Consider the following 18,357-nt stretch of genomic DNA (forward strand, 5'->3'; position numbering starts at 1 on the left):
CTGTAATGTCTACTGAGATTAAAGCACCCGTTTTCCCGGAGTCGGTCGCAGAGGGTACCGTCGCGACTTGGCATAAGCAGCCTGGCGAAGCCTGTTCACGTGATGACCTGATTGTCGATATTGAAACCGACAAGGTGGTCCTTGAGGTGGTAGCGCCAGCTGACGGCGTGATTGAGGAGATCATCAAAGGCGAAGGTGACACCGTGGAAAGCGGTGAAGTTGTCGGCACATTTAAAAAAGGTGCTGTGGGCGATACCGGCTCTGCCGACAGCAAAGACAGTAAAGAAAGCAACGACAGTAAAGCCGACGCCGACAAGGACGAAGCCAAGGCTGAGCAAAGCCAGAGTTCTGACGACGCTATCCTCAGTCCGGCCGCGCGCAAGCTGGCCAACGAGAATAGTGTCGATCCGGGTTCCGTGAAGGGCACTGGAAAAGACGGTCGCGTGACAAAAGAAGACGTTCAGAATCATGTGGATAGCGCTAAGTCTTCGGGTGGTTCCTCGAAGGCTGCGACACCGGCTGCGATGCCTGAGGTCAATGTTTCTGCAGGTGAGCGCATAGAAAAACGTGTACCCATGACACGCCTGCGCGCCAGCATCGCCAAACGTCTGGTGAATGCCCAGCAAACCGCAGCCATGCTGACGACCTTCAATGAGGTCGACATGGGCCCCATTATGGAGCTGCGTAAGCAATACCAAGAAAGCTTTGTGAAGCGTCACGATATTAAGCTGGGCTTTATGTCTTTCTTTGCCAAAGCTGCAACCGAAGCGCTTAAACGCTTCCCTGCGGTTAATGCCTCTATCGACAGTAACGATATGGTGTACCACGGCTATCAGGACATCGGTGTGGCTGTGTCTACCGAGCGTGGTCTGGTGGTTCCGGTCATCCGTGATGTTGATGCATTGGGCCTTGCTGATATCGAGAAGAAGATTGTTGAATACGGCACCAAAGCAAAAGGTGGCAAGCTTTCAATTGATGATATGACCGGTGGTACCTTCACCATTACCAATGGCGGTATTTTTGGATCGCTTATTTCCACGCCGATCCTTAATCCACCGCAGACGGCTATTCTGGGTATGCACAAAATTCAGGAGCGCCCGATGGCGGTCAATGGCAAGGTGGAAATCCGTCCAATGATGTACCTTGCGTTGTCCTATGACCATCGTATGGTCGATGGCAAGGAGGCGGTGCAGTTCCTTGTCGCCATCAAGGAAATGCTCGAGGACCCGGCGCGTATTCTGCTGGACGTCTGAGCTGACACTTAACGAATCGGAAAACAGGATTAACTATGTCTGATAAGTACGACGTAATCGTCATTGGCGCCGGCCCCGGTGGCTATGTTGCCGCCATAAAAGCCGCTCAGCTCGGCCTTAAGACTGCGTGTGTCGAGTCGTGGAACTCTAAAGATGGCAAAAGCCAGGTGCTTGGTGGCACCTGCCTGAACGTGGGTTGTATTCCTTCCAAGGCATTGCTGGAAATTTCCCACAAGTTTGAGGAAGCGAGTCACGGTTACGAAATGCAGGGCATCATTGCCAAGGATGTCAAAATCGACATCGCCAAGATGATGGAGCGCAAGAGTGGCATCGTTAAACAGTTGACTGGCGGTATCGCAGGGCTGTTTAAATCCAATGGTGTAACAGCCATTCATGGCCACGGCAAACTACTTGCTAATCGTCAGGTTGAAGTCACGGACAATGACGGCAAGACAACCACCTACGAAGCTGAAAACGTCATTATCGCCACTGGTTCCAAACCCATTGATATTCCGCCCGCTCCGATGACGGAAGGTTATATTGTGGACTCTGAAGGCGCGCTGGAATTTGATGAAGTTCCCAAGCGGCTTGGCATTATCGGTGCCGGTGTTATCGGACTTGAGCTGGGCAGCGTTTGGGCGCGGCTGGGTTCCGAAGTCACCGTACTGGAAGCTCAGGACACCTTCCTGCCTGCAGTTGATCAGCAGATTGCCAAGGATGCGCTGAAACAGTTCCGTAAGCAGGGTCTGGATATCGTAATGGGCGGTCGGGTAACTGGCGCCGAGGTCAAGCGCAAGCTGGTCTATGTGAACTACGAAGACAGCAAGGGTAAGCAGGAACTGAAAGTCGACAAGCTGATTGTTGCTGTTGGCCGTCGGCCATACACGGATAATCTTCTTGCAGCAGATTCTGGCGTTAACATGGATGAGCGTGGCTTCATCTTTGTTGATGAAAAGTGCAAAACCGACGCCCCAGGTGTCTGGGCCGTGGGCGATGTGGTACGTGGTCCGATGTTGGCGCACAAAGCTTCGGAAGAGGGCGTTATGGTGGCGGAGCGTATTGCCGGCCATAAGCCTCAGGTAAACTATGACTGCATTCCAAATGTTATCTACACATCGCCGGAAGTGGCGTGGGTTGGTAAAACGGAAGAGCAGCTCAAGAGTGATGGTGAAGCCTATAAGGTTGGTACCTTCCCGTTTGCGGCTAACGGTCGTGCGATGGCGGCAAACTCTGCTTCTGGCATGGTGAAAATAATCGCCGACGAGAAGACTGACCGGATTCTGGGCTTCCATGTCATAGGTCCGCAAGCATCGGAGATCGTTGCTCAGGGCGTTATTGCCATGGAGTTTGGCTCCAGTGCAGAAGATCTGGCCCTGACCTGTTTTGCACATCCGACTCTGTCCGAGTCTGTGCATGAGGCAGCGCTGGCCGTTAACGATGGCGCGATTCATATCGCGAACCGTCGCAAAAAGAAGTAACGCAGACCAGGAAGCAGGGGCGCCCGTGATGGCGCCCCTTTACCATAAAAACAGCTGATTTCCTGTTGCGATCATGGCGAGCAGAGGTGACCCCCTTCTCGTCGAACCGAATTCGCAGTGAAGACTCTCCGGATGGGGAGTCGCGGGTTCACTTTCCGTACGTGGTTATCCTTCATCAAAAAGCGGGACACTAACTATGAATTTGCACGAATATCAGGGCAAACAGCTTTTCGCTGAATATGGCTTGCCGGTATCACAGGGCATCGCCTGCGATACCCCGGACGAAGCTGTAGCAGCTGCAAAAAAGATTGGCGGCGACAGCTGGGTTGTCAAGGCTCAGGTTCATGCTGGCGGCCGTGGTAAAGCCGGCGGCGTAAAGCTGGTCAAGAATACCGACGACATCCGCGCGTTTGCAGAAAAGTGGTTGGGTAAGAATCTGGTTACCTTCCAGACCGACGAGCACGGCCAGCCGGTCAGCAAAATTCTGGTTGAATCCCTGACAGATATCGATCAGGAGTTGTATCTGGGTGCGGTTGTAGACCGTGGCACTCGCCGTATCGTATTCATGGCTTCCACCGAAGGTGGTGTTGAAATTGAAACGGTTGCGGAAGAAACTCCGGAAAAAATCCTGAAAGCTGAAATCGATCCGCTGGTTGGCGCACAGCCATACCAGGGTCGCGAACTGGCGTTCAAGCTTGGCCTGGAAGGCAAGCAGATTGGGCAATTCGCCAAGATCTTTATGGGCCTGGCGAAGTTGTTTGAAGACTACGATCTGGCACTGATGGAAATCAACCCGCTGGTTATCACTCCGGCCGGTGACCTGCACTGCCTGGATGCCAAGATTGGCGTCGACGGCAACGCACTCTACCGCCAGAAGAAGCTTCAGGCCATGCGTGATCCTTCGCAGGAAGACGCTCGCGAAGCGGAAGCCGCAGCCTGGGAACTGAACTATGTTGCGCTTGAAGGCAACATTGGCTGCATGGTTAACGGCGCTGGTCTGGCCATGGGTACCATGGACATCATCAAGCTTTCTGGTGGCCGCCCGGCCAACTTCCTGGACGTTGGCGGCGGAGCGACTAAAGAGCGCGTATCCGAAGCGTTCAAGATCATTTTGTCTGACGACAACGTGCAGGCCGTTCTGGTGAACATCTTTGGTGGCATCGTTCGTTGCGATATGATCGCCGAGGGTATTATTGGTGCCGTTAAGGAAGTGGGCGTCAAGGTTCCTGTGGTTGTGCGCCTCGAAGGTAACAACGCGGAGAAGGGCACCAAGGTACTCGCCGAAAGTGGCCTTAACATTATCGCCGCCACTAGTCTGGCGGATGCTGCAGAGCAAGTCGTTAAAGCCGCAGGGGGTAAATAATGAGCATCCTGATTAATAAAGACACCAAGGTAATCTGCCAGGGCTTTACCGGCGCGCAGGGTACATTCCACTCTGAGCAGGCCATCGAGTATGGCACCAAGATGGTTGGCGGCGTTAGCCCGGGGAAAGGCGGTACTGAACATCTGGGTCTGCCGGTATTCAACACCGTACGTGAAGCTGTGGAAAAAACCGGTGCTCAGGCTACCGTGATCTATGTTCCGGCTCCGTTCTGTAAAGACGCCATCATTGAAGCGGCAGATGCGGGCCTTGAACTGATTGTCTGCATCACCGAAGGCATTCCAACCATCGACATGCTGTACGCCAAAGAATACGTTGATCGTAAAGGCGTGCGCATGATTGGTCCTAACTGCCCGGGCGTTATCACTCCGGGAGAGTGCAAGATTGGTATCATGCCGGGTCACATTCACAAGCCAGGCAAGGTCGGTATCGTATCCCGTTCCGGCACCCTGACTTACGAAGCGGTCAAGCAGACCACTGATTTTGGCTTCGGCCAGTCCACTTGTGTGGGCATTGGTGGTGACCCGATCCCGGGTTCCAACTTCATTGATATTCTCAAATTGCTGCAGGACGACCCGCAGACAGAAGCTATCGTGATGATTGGTGAGATTGGTGGTACCGCTGAAGAAGAAGCGGCAGCCTTCATCAAGGATAACGTCACCAAGCCGGTGGTTTCCTACATTGCCGGTGTAACAGCACCTCCGGGCAAGCGTATGGGCCACGCCGGCGCCATAATCTCTGGCGGCAAGGGTACGGCGGACGAGAAGTTCGCGGCCTTGAATGACGCTGGTGTTAAAACCGTGCGCAGTCTGGCCGAGATTGGCAAGGCGCTGAAGGAAGTAACTGGCTGGTAAGCTGGCTTCTTTCACTAAAACCCCCGTTTCTGTTCTGCAGAGCGGGGGTTTTTTATTTATAATGCCGGGCCGTCTGATCTACTATGGGCGAATACCATTCAAAAGAAGGAGTTTGTGCTTTGAGTTCTGTAGATTCCCAGCAAAGGGTTTTGTCCGGTATGCGTCCGACCGGCAAGCTTCATCTTGGTCATTACCACGGTGTGCTGAAAAACTGGGTGAAACTCCAGCACGAATTTGAGTGCTTCTTCTTTATTGCCGACTGGCATGCCCTGACTACGCAATACGATGACCCTTCCGGCATCGAACAAAGTGTCTGGGATATGGTGATCGACTGGCTGGCCGCCGGGGTAAACCCTGGTTCATCCACCATGTTTATCCAGTCACAGGTGCCCGAGCATGCGGAATTGCACCTGTTGTTATCCATGATTACGCCTCTGGGCTGGCTGGAACGTATCCCGACGTACAAGGATCAACAGGAAAAGCTGCGGGAAAAGGACCTGGCCACCTACGGGTTTCTGGGCTACCCGTTGCTGCAAACCGCCGACATACTAATGTACCGTGCGGGTAAGGTGCCTGTTGGTGCAGACCAGGTATCCCACGTTGAAATCACTCGTGAGATAGCTCGCCGCTTTAATCATATATACGGCCGCGAACCCGGATTTGAAGAACAGGCGGAGGCGGCCATCGTCAAGATGGGCAAGAAAAACGCCAAACTCTATCGCAGTCTCAAAAAGAGATACCAGGAAGAGGGCGATATGGAGGCTCTGGATACAGCTCGCGCTTTACTGATGGAGCAACAGAATACTTCCATTGGTGATCGTGAACGCTTGTATGGATACATTGAAGGCGGCGGCAAGGTGATTCTTCCAGAGCCGCAGCCTCTGTTGACGCCAGAATCCAAAATGCCCGGGCTGGACGGGCAGAAAATGTCCAAGTCCTATAACAATTTTATTGGCCTGCGGGAAGAGCCGGACAGCGTGGCACAGAAGGTCCGTACCATGCAGACCGATCCTCAGCGTGTTCGGCGTACAGACCCTGGCGAGCCAGAGAAGTGTCCGGTATGGGGCCTGCATAAAGTCTACTCGGATGCAGAAACAAAAGAGTGGGTCCAGACGGGTTGTCGCAGCGCGGGTATCGGCTGCCTTGACTGCAAAAAGCCGCTGATTGATTCGATTGTAGAAGAGCAGCGCCCCCTGCGTGAGAGGGCTCTTGAGTACGAAGGCAATGCAGATCTTGTGCATTCGATTCTGCAGGAAGGGCGTGAACATGCCCGGGACGCAGCCCGTGACACGCTTGAAGAAGTCCGCGCAGCAATGGGCCTGAGCTATCGCTAAGCCAGAGCAGGCCCCATTGGCGCGGGTGTCAGGGAAGACGCTGATTGATCTTCCCAAAGATCTGTATATTCCGCCGGATGCCCTTGCGGTATTTCTGGAAGCCTTTGAAGGGCCGCTCGATCTTTTGCTTTACCTCATCCGTCGCCAGAATATGGATATTCTGGATATAGACGTGAGCGAAATAACCCGGCAATACATGGACTATATCGGAGCCGTGGAAGCTATGCGCTTCGAGTTGGCTGCAGAATACCTGGTGATGGCGGCTACTCTGGCGGAAATAAAATCCCGCATGTTGTTGCCGAGGCACGAAAGCGATGAAGAAGAAGAGTTGGACCCAAGGGCTGAACTGATTCGCCGGCTGCAACAGTACGAACGTTTCAAGCAGGCCGCTGAGGATATCGACGCATTGCCGCGTATGGAGCGTGACAGTTTTTCTGCATCAGCAGCGCTGCCGCAGTTGCCGTCCACTCAACAGCATCCCGATGTCGATCTTCGGGATATGCTTCATGCTCTTCGGGGTGTACTGGCACGAGCCGACCTTTTCACCAGTCATCATGTGGAAAAAGAGAAGCTCTCCACCCGGGAGCGCATGTCTGCCATTCTGTCGGTGTTGCAGGATGATCAGTTTGTTACCTTCCAGAGCCTGTTTACCGTAGAAGAAGGAAGGCTCGGTGTGGTGGTTACGTTTTTGGCAACGCTGGAATTGGTGAAAGAGCAGCTGATTGAAGTGGTGCAGACAGAAGTGCTGGGTTCGATTCACGTGCGCGCCCGGGCTGCCCGCTAGATCATTCCGCAGCGGAAAACGGCGCACCGAAGAACGGATAGCGATCATGAATGAAGAACAACTTTCCAAAATCCAGGCGATTGCCGAAGCCGCGCTTCTGGCAGCGGGCAAGCCTCTGTCCCTTGACCAGTTACGAGCACTGTTTACGGAAGATGAGCGCCCGGCCCGGCAGGTTATGGAGCATGTCATGATGCTCCTTGACGGTGCGTGCAAGGGCCGGGGGTTTGAGCTTCGTAAAGTGGCCAGCGGCTATCGGCTTCAGGTTCGTGAGGAGTTTGCTCCCTGGGTCAGTCGGCTTTTTGAGGAAAAGCCTCCGCGCTATTCCCGGGCCCTGCTGGAAACGCTTGCCCTTATTGCTTACCGTCAGCCCATCACCCGCGGGGAGATTGAAGACATCCGGGGTGTTACGGTAAGCAGCAATATCATTCGCACATTACTTGAGCGAGAGTGGGTTCGCGTTGTGGGCTATCGGGATGTTCCGGGTCGACCTGCCATGTATGCGACGACCCGGCAGTTTTTGGATTATTTCAATCTTTCTGGCCTGGATCAGATGCCACCTTTGTCCGAGATCCGGGATCTGGAAGAAATAGGCAGGGAAATTGAAAAAAGTATTCAGGCCGAGATCAAGTTTGATTCAGCTCCGGCACAGCCCGCCGAGGATAATCCTCCGGGTGAGACATTTCACTGATACCATTCGGGTGTCAGTCAGCGATTAAGGATTATGTTCATGGCGTCAGAACGCCCCGGAAGAAAGGCAAAACCGGCCGCAGATACGGCTACTAACGAAGGCCCGGAGCGGATCCAGAAGCTTCTTTCCCGTGCTGGTATCGGCTCGCGTCGGGAAATCGAAGGCTGGATGGAAACTGGGCGCCTGACTGTCAATGGTGAGGCCGCAGTGCCGGGCCAGAAGGCAACCGCGGATGATCGTTTCGAGCTGGACGAGAAGCGGTTGGAGGTCGCGGCCGCGGCTGGCAATGTGCGCCGGGTGCTTATCTATAACAAGCCGGAAGGCGAGGTGACTACCCGGAAGGATCCCGAGGGCCGGCCTACGGTATTCGACCGCCTGCCCAGGCTCAAGGATAACCGCTGGATATCCATAGGGCGCCTGGATATCAATACCACCGGGCTTGTGTTGTTCACCACCGACGGTGAGCTTGCTAATCGCCTGATGCACCCCTCAAGTGAGATTGACCGGGAATACGCAGTCCGGGTTTTTGGCGAGGTTGATGACGCCATGATCGAGCGACTGATGGCGGGTGTCCTTCTTGAAGACGGTATTGCCAAATTCAGTGATTTAAGCCCCGCGGGCGGCAGCGGAATCAACCGTTGGTTCCACGTTACGCTTCTGGAAGGTCGTAACCGTGAGGTTCGGCGCTTGTGGGAGTCCCAGGGGGTGCGCGTAAGTCGTTTGAAGCGTGTACGTTATGGGCCGATTTTTCTGCCCAGCAGGCTGATACTTGGCAAATGGGAAGAGTTGGATCAGAAAGCGGTGGATGCTCTAAGCGGATCTGTCGGCCTTGCCCCTGTTGATATTCCGCAGAAAACCCCGGATGAGCAGGCTGTCCATGACCGGCAGAGAAGAAAGAGCCCGGGGAGTGGTGGCAAAAAAACCGGAAGTCGGCGCTGGGATGTCAGCGATACCAAACCGACTCGCAATGGGGGCTCTGATAAGTCCCGAGGCGGGGCGGGTAAGCCGAAGACAGGATCTGGCAGGCCTCGTAAAGCCCATTCCGGAAGTGCCGGTAAGTCGGGCAGGTAAGGCCGTGTGTTGATTCTGAGCCGGGCAGTTCAGCGAATGGTGGCAAACACGCGGGTGCAGTTCCGGCCCTGATCCTTAGCTCTGTAAAGAGCCTCGTCGGCGCGGGTTATCCATTGTTCCGCGCCTTCTGGCGGCATATATCGGGCAACACCGCAGCTGATCGTTACAGACAGCTCGGTGCCTCCGCAGTCTATCCGAAGATTTGCAACAGCGCTGCGTACGCGGTCTGCTACATCCCGTGCTTCCTGCTCGCCCGTGTGGGGCAGCAGAATGGCGAACTCTTCTCCACCAAACCGGTAAACGCTGTCTGAGTTTCTGATAGCAGTTTCCAGTGCCCCAGCGGTCAATCGCAGCAGGTGATCGCCCACCACATGCCCGTGCTGATCATTTACCTCTTTGAAATGATCCAGATCGCAGAGAATCAGGGAGTACTCTTCGGCGTGACGTTCAGCAAGCAGGCTTGCGCGCTGAAGGTGTTCGTCCAGGGCGCGTTTGTTGGGAATCGACGTAAGCGCATCGGTCAGCGCTGCCTGCTCAATCGCAATAAACTGGCAGGCATTGCGGAGCGGGCAGATGGCCGCACTGATGATCATTTCAACGCCCTGCAGTTCCTCATCCGAAAATTTATGCCTGCGGTTCAGGGTCAGCGTTCCGTAGCACACGCCTTCGAGACCAAGCCGGTATTCACAGCGGTGAGGCCCTCCCATCCCGGTTGCGTATACGAAATCACGGCGTGCGATCTGGTGCCGGTAGCTCAGGGCATCAAACGGAATGATACTGCCCATCTCCTCGGCCAGAATACCAAGCTGAGTTTCCAGAGAAAGAGTCGTGGAAAGGCGGCGCGTAAGTCTTGTGAGGGGGTCGGGAGTGTTTGACCAGCCTTGGTACGCCTGCCTCAATGCCACCAGATCTTTTGGCTGAGTGGTGGTTCGCTGTATCGACGGTATGTTTTTCACTACGGCTCACTCTCTGGCAGAATTTATCCATGCGTTTTAACGTTTCAAGCATCGATCGTGCCTGTTTATTTTTTTTCATATAAATCAGATTTATATAGTTTATCTCTAAAGCATTTTAATGGGACTTTTGGCAAGTGTCGGGCAAAGCGTCAAAAACCCGGCAAGCTTCTTCCTGCGGATGCACACACAGGCGCAAAATGCCCTTCAAGGGGGATGGGGATGAAGAGTCCCTGTGTTAAACTCCCGATCTTATATCCGCGCCTTTTTCAGAAGTGAGCAATATTCCGTATGACGTTTCAGGCCCCAGAGAGTCTCTCCGAACAGATCGCCCAGCATTTGGGGCAGCGGATCGTTACACGGGATCTGAAGCCCGGGAGTCGAATCCAGGAGCTTAAGGTCTCCGGCGACCTCAACGTCAGCCGCGGCTCGGTGCGTGAAGCCTTGCTGGTTTTGGAGCGCCGGCATCTGGTGGAGATTTTCCCGCGTCGAGGCGCGGTCGTTTCCAGCCTGACGGTGGCCAGCGTTAACGGTCTCTATGATATTTACATCGACCTCCTGTGCATGCTCGGACGCAAAGTCATCGAACGTTGGACGGGTGATGAACTGGGCGGCGTTATGGGGCGAGTCCGGGAAGTTGAGGCAGTCATCCAGGCTGTGAACTCCACGGGCCCGGATGCGGCAGAGAAAGTTATCGATGCGGGTTTTGGTGTCATGCATTACGCCTACGGCCTAGTAGACAATCCGTTTCTCGAGGAAACTCTGGAAAACTTTCGACCGGCCATCAGTCGCACCTATTTTGTCGCCCTTGAGAATTTTCGGGAAGGCATTGGACAGACGGCTGTTTTCTTCAGCCGTCTCGGAGAAGCTGCCGTGAGTGGGGATGCAGACCGTTTGCAGTCGGCAATAAAAGCCTTTGGCGAACATCAGCGTCAGCAGGTGTTAAGTATTCTCAGGGAGGAGGAGAGCGCGTGACATGCGCCTGAAGTCCATCAAGCTTGCCGGGTTCAAGTCGTTTGTAGACCCCACTACGGTTCCGTTCCCTACGAATTTGACGGCGGTGGTTGGCCCCAATGGCTGCGGAAAGTCCAACATTATCGACGCCGTCCGTTGGGTGATGGGAGAGAGCTCTGCCAAGTATCTGCGGGGCGAATCCATGACCGATGTCATCTTCAATGGTTCCAGTGCCCGCAAGCCGGTGGGTCAGGCATCAATCGAGCTTGTATTTGATAACAGCGACGGCTCTGCTCCCGGTGAATTTGTTCGCTTTAACGAAATCTCAGTGCGCCGCCGGGTTTCACGTGAAGGCCAGTCAGAGTACTTCCTCAACGGCGCAAAATGCCGCCGCCGGGATATCACCGACCTGTTTCTGGGCACAGGCCTTGGGCCTCGGAGTTATGCCATTATTGAACAAGGCATGATCTCAAGGTTGATTGAAGCCAAGCCGGAAGAGCTGCGGACCTACATTGAGGAAGCGGCCGGCATATCGAAATACAAGGAACGCCGCCGGGAAACTGAAAACCGGATGCGGCGCACCCAGGAAAATCTTGAGCGCCTGACTGATCTTCGCGAAGAACTTGGCCGGCAGTTGCAGCATCTTGAGCGGCAAGCTGCGGCAGCAGAAAAGTACAAAACCTACAAACACGATGAGCGCCAGAAAAAAGCCGAGCTCACGGTTCTGCGCTGGCAGTCACTGGACAACGATCTGCAAAGCTGGCGCAGCAAAATCCGCGATACTGAGCTGGAGCTTGAAAAGCAGCTGACAGAGCGCATTAGCCTGGAAACGTCTCTCGAATCGCTTCGGGATGGCCACCACGAACGAACTGAACACTTTAACCGCGCCCAGGCCCGTTATTATGAGGCTGGCGCTGATATTGCCCGCATCGAACAAAGCCTTGAGCATCAGCGCGATCGCAGCCGACAGACCGCTGCAGAGCTGGATCAGGCCATGGCCAACCAGCGAGAGCTTGCCCGGGAACTGAACCAGGATGAAGACAAGTTGGCCGGGATCCGTGAAGAGCTCGACATGATTGAGCCGGAGCAGGAGGCTCTGGTTATCCGCTCGGAAGAATCCGGTGACAAGCTTCAGCAAGCGGAAGACGCCATGAGCGAGTGGCAGCAGCGCTGGGAAGAGTTCAGCTCACGCTCCGCAGATGCCCGCCGCGAGGCGGAGCTTGCACAATCCCGCATCCGTTCCCTGGAAGAGGCTATAGACCAGTTGCTCGCACGCCAGAGCAAGCTTCACGATGAGCAGGCGCAGCTGGACGGGCAGGTTGATCGGGCAGGGCTTGAGGAGTTTCAGGAACAGCAGGAGGCGTTGGAGCTTCAGCGCGAGGAAGCCGCTGAGCGCATCGAAGCAGTGCAGGATGAACTCCATGATGCTCGTCATAACCAGCGTGATACAGAGCAGAGTCTGGCTGATGCGCGACAGCGGGTTCAGAGCCTGCAGGCGGCGTTGGAATCCCAGCAGGCTTTGCTTGATGAACAAATGGGCGGGCAGAATGACACCCTGCAGGCGTGGCTGTCGGAACACAATCTGGGCAACTTGCCCCGGGTGGCCGGCCAGCTTCGCATACTTGATGGCTGGGAATTTGCGCTGGAGCAGGTGATCGGGCGCTTCAGTCAGGGGCTTTTGTTGCCGGAAATTGATCAGTTTTCACAGGCCTTGCAAGGAGCGCCAAAGGGCCTTGCCGTTATTCAGCCTGGCACAGGCGGCGGTGCTTCAGCTCCCACTCAGGGACTGGCAGGCAAAGTAGATGGAATGACTTCTGTAAATGCCATGCTGGCGGGAATCGATACTGCCGAAACCCTCGTTGATGCGTTGTCACTGAGAGCTGAGCTTGCAGAAGGCCGCAGTATCATTACCCGTGAGGGTGTCTGGATTGCGCGTGACTGGGTGCTGATGCCAGATTCTGACGCCGGTCAGATTGGCGTTATCGAACGCCAGAAAAAAGTGGATGATCTGGCGCATCAGCTGACGCAAGCGGAACAGTCTCTGGAAGAGGTAAGGGCTCGTCATGAGGCATTACAGGAACGCACTGAAAGGGCAGAAACAGCAAGGGATGATACCCAGGCACGGCTGAGCGAAACAGATCGAGAGCTTGGTTTGGTGGTCTCCAGGATTAGTGGACTTCGCGCTCGCGCCGAACAGATTGATGCGCGACTTGCACGGATTCACGAGGATGTATCGGACGTAGCGCTAAACCTGGCAGAGCAGCAGGAAAATCTCGGCGTCGCCCGTGAAGAATGGCAGCAGGCGCTGATCCTGACGGAAGACGGGGATGATGAAAAAGAGCGCCTGCTTGAGCAGCGCGACATGCTCAGAGAAAAGCTCGATGGCCTGCGCCAGGAAGCGCGCCACGACCGGGATCACGCCCATCAGCTGCAACTTCAGATGCAGACGCTCAGCAGTCAGCGCGACGGGCTTAGCCAGACCATAGACCGCATGCAGCTGCAGAAAGAGCGGCTGGAGGAACGCCTGGAAATGCTCAGGGAATCCCGGGAAAGTGCGGAAGAGCCTATGGAAGATCTTCAGATGCAGCTTGAAGGGCTGCTGGATCGCCGGCTTGCGGAGGAAGAAAAGCTGGGTGCGGCCCGTGATGCGCTGGAGGAAATTGATCGCGAGGTGCGGGAAAAAGAGCAGGGCAGAAGTGGTACGGACCACCGGATACAGGACGTCCGGTCAAAGCTCGAAAAGCTGAAAATGGAATCTCAGGCGCTCGAGATCCGCTCCGGGAATTATATTGAGCAGCTTGAAGAGCTGGATGTAAAGCTTCAGGACATATTGCCTCAGCTGCCTGGGGATGCAAATCAGGATGAATGGGCGGCAGAGCTTGAAAGAATCGGTAGCCGCATTCAGCGCCTTGGTGCCATAAACCTTGCGGCGATTGATGAGTATCAGGTTCAGAGTGAGCGCAAGACCTATCTTGATAGCCAGCACGAAGACCTGATGGAAGCTCTGGAGATTCTTGATACAGCGATCCGCAAGATTGATCGCGAAACCCGTCAGCGCTTTAAGGAAACCTTTGATCAGATTAACGGAGGCTTGCAGGCACTGTTCCCGAAAGTGTTTGGCGGCGGCAATGCCTATCTGGAACTGACGGGCGAGGACCTTCTGGAAACGGGCGTGACGATCATGGCGCGCCCTCCGGGCAAGAAGAACAGCACCATCCACCTGCTTTCCGGTGGCGAGAAGGCATTGACCGCGATTGCTCTGGTATTTTCCATTTTCCAGCTCAACCCGGCGCCTTTCTGTATGCTGGATGAGGTAGACGCGCCTCTTGACGACGCCAACGTCGGCCGTTATGCGAATCTGGTGAAAGAAATGTCGAAACAGGTACAATTTATCTACATAACCCATAATAAGATCGCTATGGAAATGGCGGACCAGCTTATGGGCGTTACCATGCACGAACCCGGATGTTCGCGTCTGGTTTCCGTGGATGTGGAAGAGGCGGCTGCTTTGGCAGAGGCCTGAAACCTGGTTGGCCAGAAATCCGCCAAGAATGACAAAAAGGCCATGTGAAGCGGCTTTGCGTTGTATTCACTACGGGCTTTTTTTAGAGTAGCAGCGGGAGCTTTTCATTCGCTCCCGGACCCGATCTGCAAACAGGACAGCAGCACTATGTCACTTAGGGAATGGTTAATTGCCATCGGTACCCTCGTTATCATCGGCATTGTTATAGACGGTTTAAGGCGCATGCGCCGCGCCCGAAAGGAGTCTATTGAGATTTCTTCCGGTATGGGCGTTGATGACCTGAAAGAATCTCCGCTGGATGAAAATCATAATCCTGAGCTCCCGAATGGAGGGGCGAGGACTATTTCAAAAGATACGTTGGAAGAGCGCGGGTATGTGCGACGTGAAAAACCGTCGCGCTCCCGCGTTATAAAACAAAAGCCGACACGGCCCGTTCGTGAAGCTCGGTTGAAAGATGACATTTTGCCCGACGATTCACCTCAGAGTGATGGTGAAGATTCTGGTCTGTCCTCCATTGAGCAGGAAGATTTAACGGTTGATACAGGTTGGGGCGCGGAAGATGACGATCTCTCTCCGCCAGAACAGTCTGCTGAAACGACCATCGACGTGGAAGAAGATACGGCCCGCCGTGAGCCTCGAAACGTTGGTCCGGAGCAGCCGCTGGCCGGCGCTAACCGGCCGGAAGCCCGTGAGGTTATTGTGATCAACGTGCTCGCCCGCCAGGGAGAGGATTTTAGTGGAAGCGCATTGCAGAAGCTGTTTGAAGCCTGCGGCCTGGTTCATGGTGATATGAAAATCTATCACCGCCATGAAGCAGAGGACACCATCAGCCCCGTGCAGTTCAGCGTCGCGAATGCCGTGGAGCCGGGCACGTTTAAACCCAACGACGTAGCTGCTATGACGACACCAGGAATCAGCTTTTTCATGAGTCTACCGGGCCCGACCAGCGCGTTGCAGGCCTTTGATTTCATGCTCGAAACTGCACAATGCGTTGTTCGAAATCTTGGCGGCGAGCTTAAGGATGAACGTCGTAGCGTGATGACGGCCCAAACGATTGAGCACTGCCGCCAGCGCATTCGCGAGTTCGAGCGCAAGCAGCGATCGCCGCAGCACTGAGCCCGCCTGAGTCAGATCTGAAATAATAATGCCCGGAATTATCCGGGCATTATTTTGACAGCCAAGAGCACGAGTTTATGAGCAAGCCTTCACCGGACACTATCACGCGGGCAGAGGAACTGCGCTCTACCCTTGATGAGCATAATTACCGGTATTACGTGCTCGACGATCCCGGTATTCCGGATGCGGAGTATGACCGTCTGTTTCGGGAGCTGCAGAAGCTTGAGATCGAATACCCTGAATTGGCATCGGAAGATTCGCCGACCCGGCGTGTAGGCAGTAGTGCAGAAACCAGCTTTGAGGAGGTGATCCACCGTTTGCCCATGCTGTCGCTGGACAATGCATTCAGCGAAGACGAGCTCCGTGATTTTGACCGTAGGGTGAGGGAAAGGCTCGGCATCGATGACGACGTTGAATACGTCTGTGAGCCGAAGCTGGACGGGCTGGCTGTCAGCCTGCATTACGAGCAAGGTTCGCTTGTGCGGGCGGCGACCAGGGGCGACGGTTATGCCGGGGAGGATATCACGGCAAACATCCGTACTATTCCGTCGGTTCCGCTGCGGTTGAGAGGCAACGATGTTCCCGATCTGGTGGAAGTCCGGGGCGAGGTTTACATGCCGCGAGCCGGCTTCGAGGGTTTGAACCGCCGGCTGGCAGACCAGGGTGAGAAAACCTTCGTAAACCCCCGGAACGCGGCAGCCGGCAGCCTGCGCCAGAAAAAGTCCACGGTCACTGCACGGCGCCCCCTGGAAATGTGTGCTTACAGCGTTGCGGTCACTGACGAAAGCCTGTTGCCAGGTACGCAATGGGAGAGTCTCCAACAAGTTCAACGCTGGGGGTTTCGGATTAATCCCGAGATGCGTAAGGCCCTGGGTGCAGGCGAATGCCTCGAGGCCTATGAAGAACTGATGCAGAAGCGCGATGCGCTGCCGTATGAGATTGATGGCATCGTATTCAAGGTGAATCGGCTGGACCAACAGGAAAAACTGGGTTTTGTCTCCCGAGCGCCGCGCTGGGCCATTGCCCAAAAGTTTCCCGCTCAGGAAGAGCTGACCGTTATCGAAGATGTTGAGTTTCAGGTGGGGCGCACGGGAGCGGTTACACCGGTTGCACGTCTCAAGCCGGTCTTTGTGGGTGGTGTGACGGTAAGCAATGCCACGCTTCATAACATGGATGAGATCCGCCGCCTGGACCTTCATATCGGTGACACGGTGTTTATCCGCAGGGCCGGCGACGTTATTCCGAAAGTTGTTAAAGTGGTTATGGAAAAGCGCCCGGCAAACGCTAAATCGGTCGAACTCCCCAAGCAGTGCCCTGTCTGCGGCTCGGATGTTATCCAGATAGAAGGCGAAGTGGTCGCGCGTTGCTCGGGCGGTCTGTTTTGTCCCGCCCAGCGAAAAGAGGCGATCCGGCATTATGCGTCCAGAAAGGCCTTGGATATTGAAGGACTTGGGGATAAGTGGGTCGATATCCTGGTTGACCAGGGCATGGTTAAAACCGTTGCGGATATCTATCACCTTACCACCAGGGACCTGACACGACTGGAACGCATGGGGGAAAAATCTGCCAGTAACCTGGTCGCGGCCATTGATCGCTCCCGGCAGCCGGTGCTCTGGCGCTTTCTTTATGCGTTGGGTATCCGGGAAGTGGGTGAGGCCACGGCGAAATCATTGGCGTCTCATTTCGGCACGCTTGAGGCTGTTGCAGAAGCTGATGAAGAGTCCCTCATAGCGGTACAGGATGTCGGGCCGATTGTAGCCGGTCATATCCGCAGCTTTTTCGAGCAACTCCATAACCGGGAAACACTCGACGCCCTGCGTGAAGCCGGCGTGAATTGGCAGGAAGAGGAGATTACCGCTGGCGCCAAGCCGCTTCAGGGCCAGACCTGGGTACTGACAGGCACCTTGTCAGAACTGACTCGGGATGAGGCCCGGGAAAAACTGGAAGCGCTTGGCGCAAAAGTGGCTGGCAGTGTTTCCAAAAAAACAGCTTGTGTTGTGGCGGGTGAGGCAGCTGGTTCCAAGCTGGCGAAGGCTGAACAGCTAGGTTTGCAGGTGCTGGATGAGCAGGCTTTGCTGGAAATGCTGAAGGAATATGATCTGTTGTAAGCACTGGCGTCGCAGTTCTCAGATACCCTCGTTTTCTTGAGCTTTTAGTGGCCGGCACTGCCAGCTGATTACTGATTATCGGTTGATACTGCTGTTTAGCCCTGAGGGTGTGTTGCTGACCCCTTAGTTCCTGGATCCTTGGCTGGCGGCCCCTAAACGCTGCCTTGCTGTCCGCCAACGCTGGCGTAAAGGCGCAGGTAGTCTGTGCTGGTGACAACACCAATGGCCTCGCCTTGAGCGTCCACAACCAGAGCGGCACTGAGCTGGTGTGCCAGCATAAGCCTGGCGAGCTGGTGGGCATCGGTTTCAGGGAAAGCGGTCAGGAACGCCGGCAACTCGATATAGGTCAGGCTCTGGCTCATTGCATCGGCCTGGTGCTCGTGAAGCCAGGCCAAAAGCCATTGCTGTCCTACCAGCCCGGCAACGTGAGTGTCTGCGGTCACTACCAGATGATTGGCGCTATGTTCGTCCATCATGGTGATAGCCTCTGCCACGGTAGCTGAGGCGGGTATAGAGTAAAGTGCCGGGGAGCAGATAGAGGAGACCGGCAGATAAGGCCGCTGGTCTTTGCGTTCGCCTGCGGCGGCCGCCCCGTACTCTTCCAGTGCGCGATGCCGGCCCGACCGCGCTGCTAGCTGAAACTCGGCGTCCGTTGCTTCACTGCGACCGGGGTTAATCGGCTGGCTCTCTGTCAGCTCGCTGACATCACCCACGCGTCGCCCACGGAATATTTCCGGCAATCTTGTCCCGACGGGACGCCCTGGCTCGCTGACAAAAATGGACACTTGCCTTACCCTCTGGAGAACACACCTTTCAGATCGTGTATCGGCGCAGGAGCGCGGATCATTAGCGGTAATTGA

14 protein-coding genes are annotated in these 18,357 nt (G+C 55.2%); 12 read left to right on the forward strand and 2 right to left on the reverse strand.

Going from position 1 to position 18,357, the window contains the following annotated elements; translation table 11 throughout:
- Positions 1 to 5 precede the first annotated feature (5 nt).
- The 8 genes from odhB (at position 6) to rluB (ending at position 8,843) form a co-directional block, all read left to right on the forward strand.
- Positions 6 to 1,253, forward strand: coding sequence for a 2-oxoglutarate dehydrogenase complex dihydrolipoyllysine-residue succinyltransferase (odhB, locus tag BUA49_RS12730; protein WP_072798261.1), 1,248 nt, complete (start codon positions 6 to 8; stop codon positions 1,251 to 1,253).
- A gap of 35 nt (positions 1,254 to 1,288) precedes the next feature.
- Complete coding sequence (gene lpdA, locus BUA49_RS12735; protein ID WP_072798263.1) at positions 1,289 to 2,731, forward strand: dihydrolipoyl dehydrogenase; 1,443 nt, start codon at positions 1,289 to 1,291, stop codon at positions 2,729 to 2,731.
- Between the two features lie 196 nt (positions 2,732 to 2,927).
- On the forward strand, positions 2,928 to 4,094 hold the full coding sequence (sucC, locus tag BUA49_RS12740) for an ADP-forming succinate--CoA ligase subunit beta (RefSeq protein WP_072798265.1): 1,167 nt from the start codon (positions 2,928 to 2,930) through the stop codon (positions 4,092 to 4,094).
- Positions 4,094 to 4,966, forward strand: coding sequence for a succinate--CoA ligase subunit alpha (sucD, locus tag BUA49_RS12745; RefSeq protein ID WP_072798266.1), 873 nt, complete (start codon positions 4,094 to 4,096; stop codon positions 4,964 to 4,966). Before sucC ends, sucD begins: the two co-directional genes overlap by 1 nt.
- A 119-nt stretch (positions 4,967 to 5,085) precedes the next feature.
- The gene (locus BUA49_RS12750; RefSeq protein WP_072798275.1) at positions 5,086 to 6,300 is read left to right on the forward strand and encodes a tryptophan--tRNA ligase; all 1,215 of its coding nucleotides are present in this window, start codon (positions 5,086 to 5,088) and stop codon (positions 6,298 to 6,300) included.
- 16 nt (positions 6,301 to 6,316) lie between these two features.
- Positions 6,317 to 7,084 (forward strand): segregation and condensation protein A, encoded by a 768-nt coding sequence (locus BUA49_RS12755; protein ID WP_228704485.1) that lies wholly within the window; start codon positions 6,317 to 6,319, stop codon positions 7,082 to 7,084.
- Positions 7,085 to 7,130: 46 nt separating this feature from the next.
- The gene (gene scpB, locus BUA49_RS12760; protein ID WP_072798279.1) at positions 7,131 to 7,772 is read left to right on the forward strand and encodes an SMC-Scp complex subunit ScpB; all 642 of its coding nucleotides are present in this window, start codon (positions 7,131 to 7,133) and stop codon (positions 7,770 to 7,772) included.
- 39 nt (positions 7,773 to 7,811) lie between these two features.
- Positions 7,812 to 8,843 (forward strand): 23S rRNA pseudouridine(2605) synthase RluB, encoded by a 1,032-nt coding sequence (rluB, locus tag BUA49_RS12765; protein ID WP_072798281.1) that lies wholly within the window; start codon positions 7,812 to 7,814, stop codon positions 8,841 to 8,843.
- Between the two features lie 29 nt (positions 8,844 to 8,872).
- Here rluB and BUA49_RS12770 read toward each other — a convergent pair whose 3' ends face one another.
- On the reverse strand, positions 8,873 to 9,799 hold the full coding sequence (locus tag BUA49_RS12770) for a GGDEF domain-containing protein (RefSeq protein WP_072798282.1): 927 nt from the start codon (positions 9,797 to 9,799) through the stop codon (positions 8,873 to 8,875).
- A 288-nt stretch (positions 9,800 to 10,087) separates the two neighbouring features.
- On the opposite strand from BUA49_RS12770, the gene BUA49_RS12775 reads away from it, so the two are divergent.
- The 4 genes from BUA49_RS12775 to ligA all read left to right on the forward strand — a co-directional run bounded on the left by BUA49_RS12775 (position 10,088) and on the right by ligA (position 17,497).
- Positions 10,088 to 10,771: a GntR family transcriptional regulator gene (locus BUA49_RS12775; protein ID WP_072798284.1), complete on the forward strand. Its 684-nt coding sequence runs from the start codon at positions 10,088 to 10,090 to the stop codon at positions 10,769 to 10,771.
- Position 10,772: 1 nt separating this feature from the next.
- Positions 10,773 to 14,273, forward strand: coding sequence for a chromosome segregation protein SMC (gene smc, locus BUA49_RS12780; protein WP_072798286.1), 3,501 nt, complete (start codon positions 10,773 to 10,775; stop codon positions 14,271 to 14,273).
- Between the two features lie 147 nt (positions 14,274 to 14,420).
- Positions 14,421 to 15,389, forward strand: coding sequence for a cell division protein ZipA (zipA, locus tag BUA49_RS12785; RefSeq protein ID WP_072798287.1), 969 nt, complete (start codon positions 14,421 to 14,423; stop codon positions 15,387 to 15,389).
- Positions 15,390 to 15,466: 77 nt separating this feature from the next.
- Positions 15,467 to 17,497: an NAD-dependent DNA ligase LigA gene (ligA, locus tag BUA49_RS12790; protein ID WP_072798289.1), complete on the forward strand. Its 2,031-nt coding sequence runs from the start codon at positions 15,467 to 15,469 to the stop codon at positions 17,495 to 17,497.
- Between the two features lie 152 nt (positions 17,498 to 17,649).
- Here the strand turns inward: ligA and BUA49_RS12795 are convergent, their stop codons facing one another.
- A complete protein-coding gene (locus tag BUA49_RS12795) occupies positions 17,650 to 18,282 on the reverse strand; it encodes a CBS domain-containing protein (RefSeq protein WP_072798291.1) in 633 nt (210 codons plus the stop codon).
- Positions 18,283 to 18,357: the final 75 nt, after the last annotated feature.

The sequence above is a fragment of the Marinobacter antarcticus genome (assembly GCF_900142385.1).
GTDB classification, from domain to species: Bacteria; Pseudomonadota; Gammaproteobacteria; order Pseudomonadales; family Oleiphilaceae; genus Marinobacter; species Marinobacter antarcticus.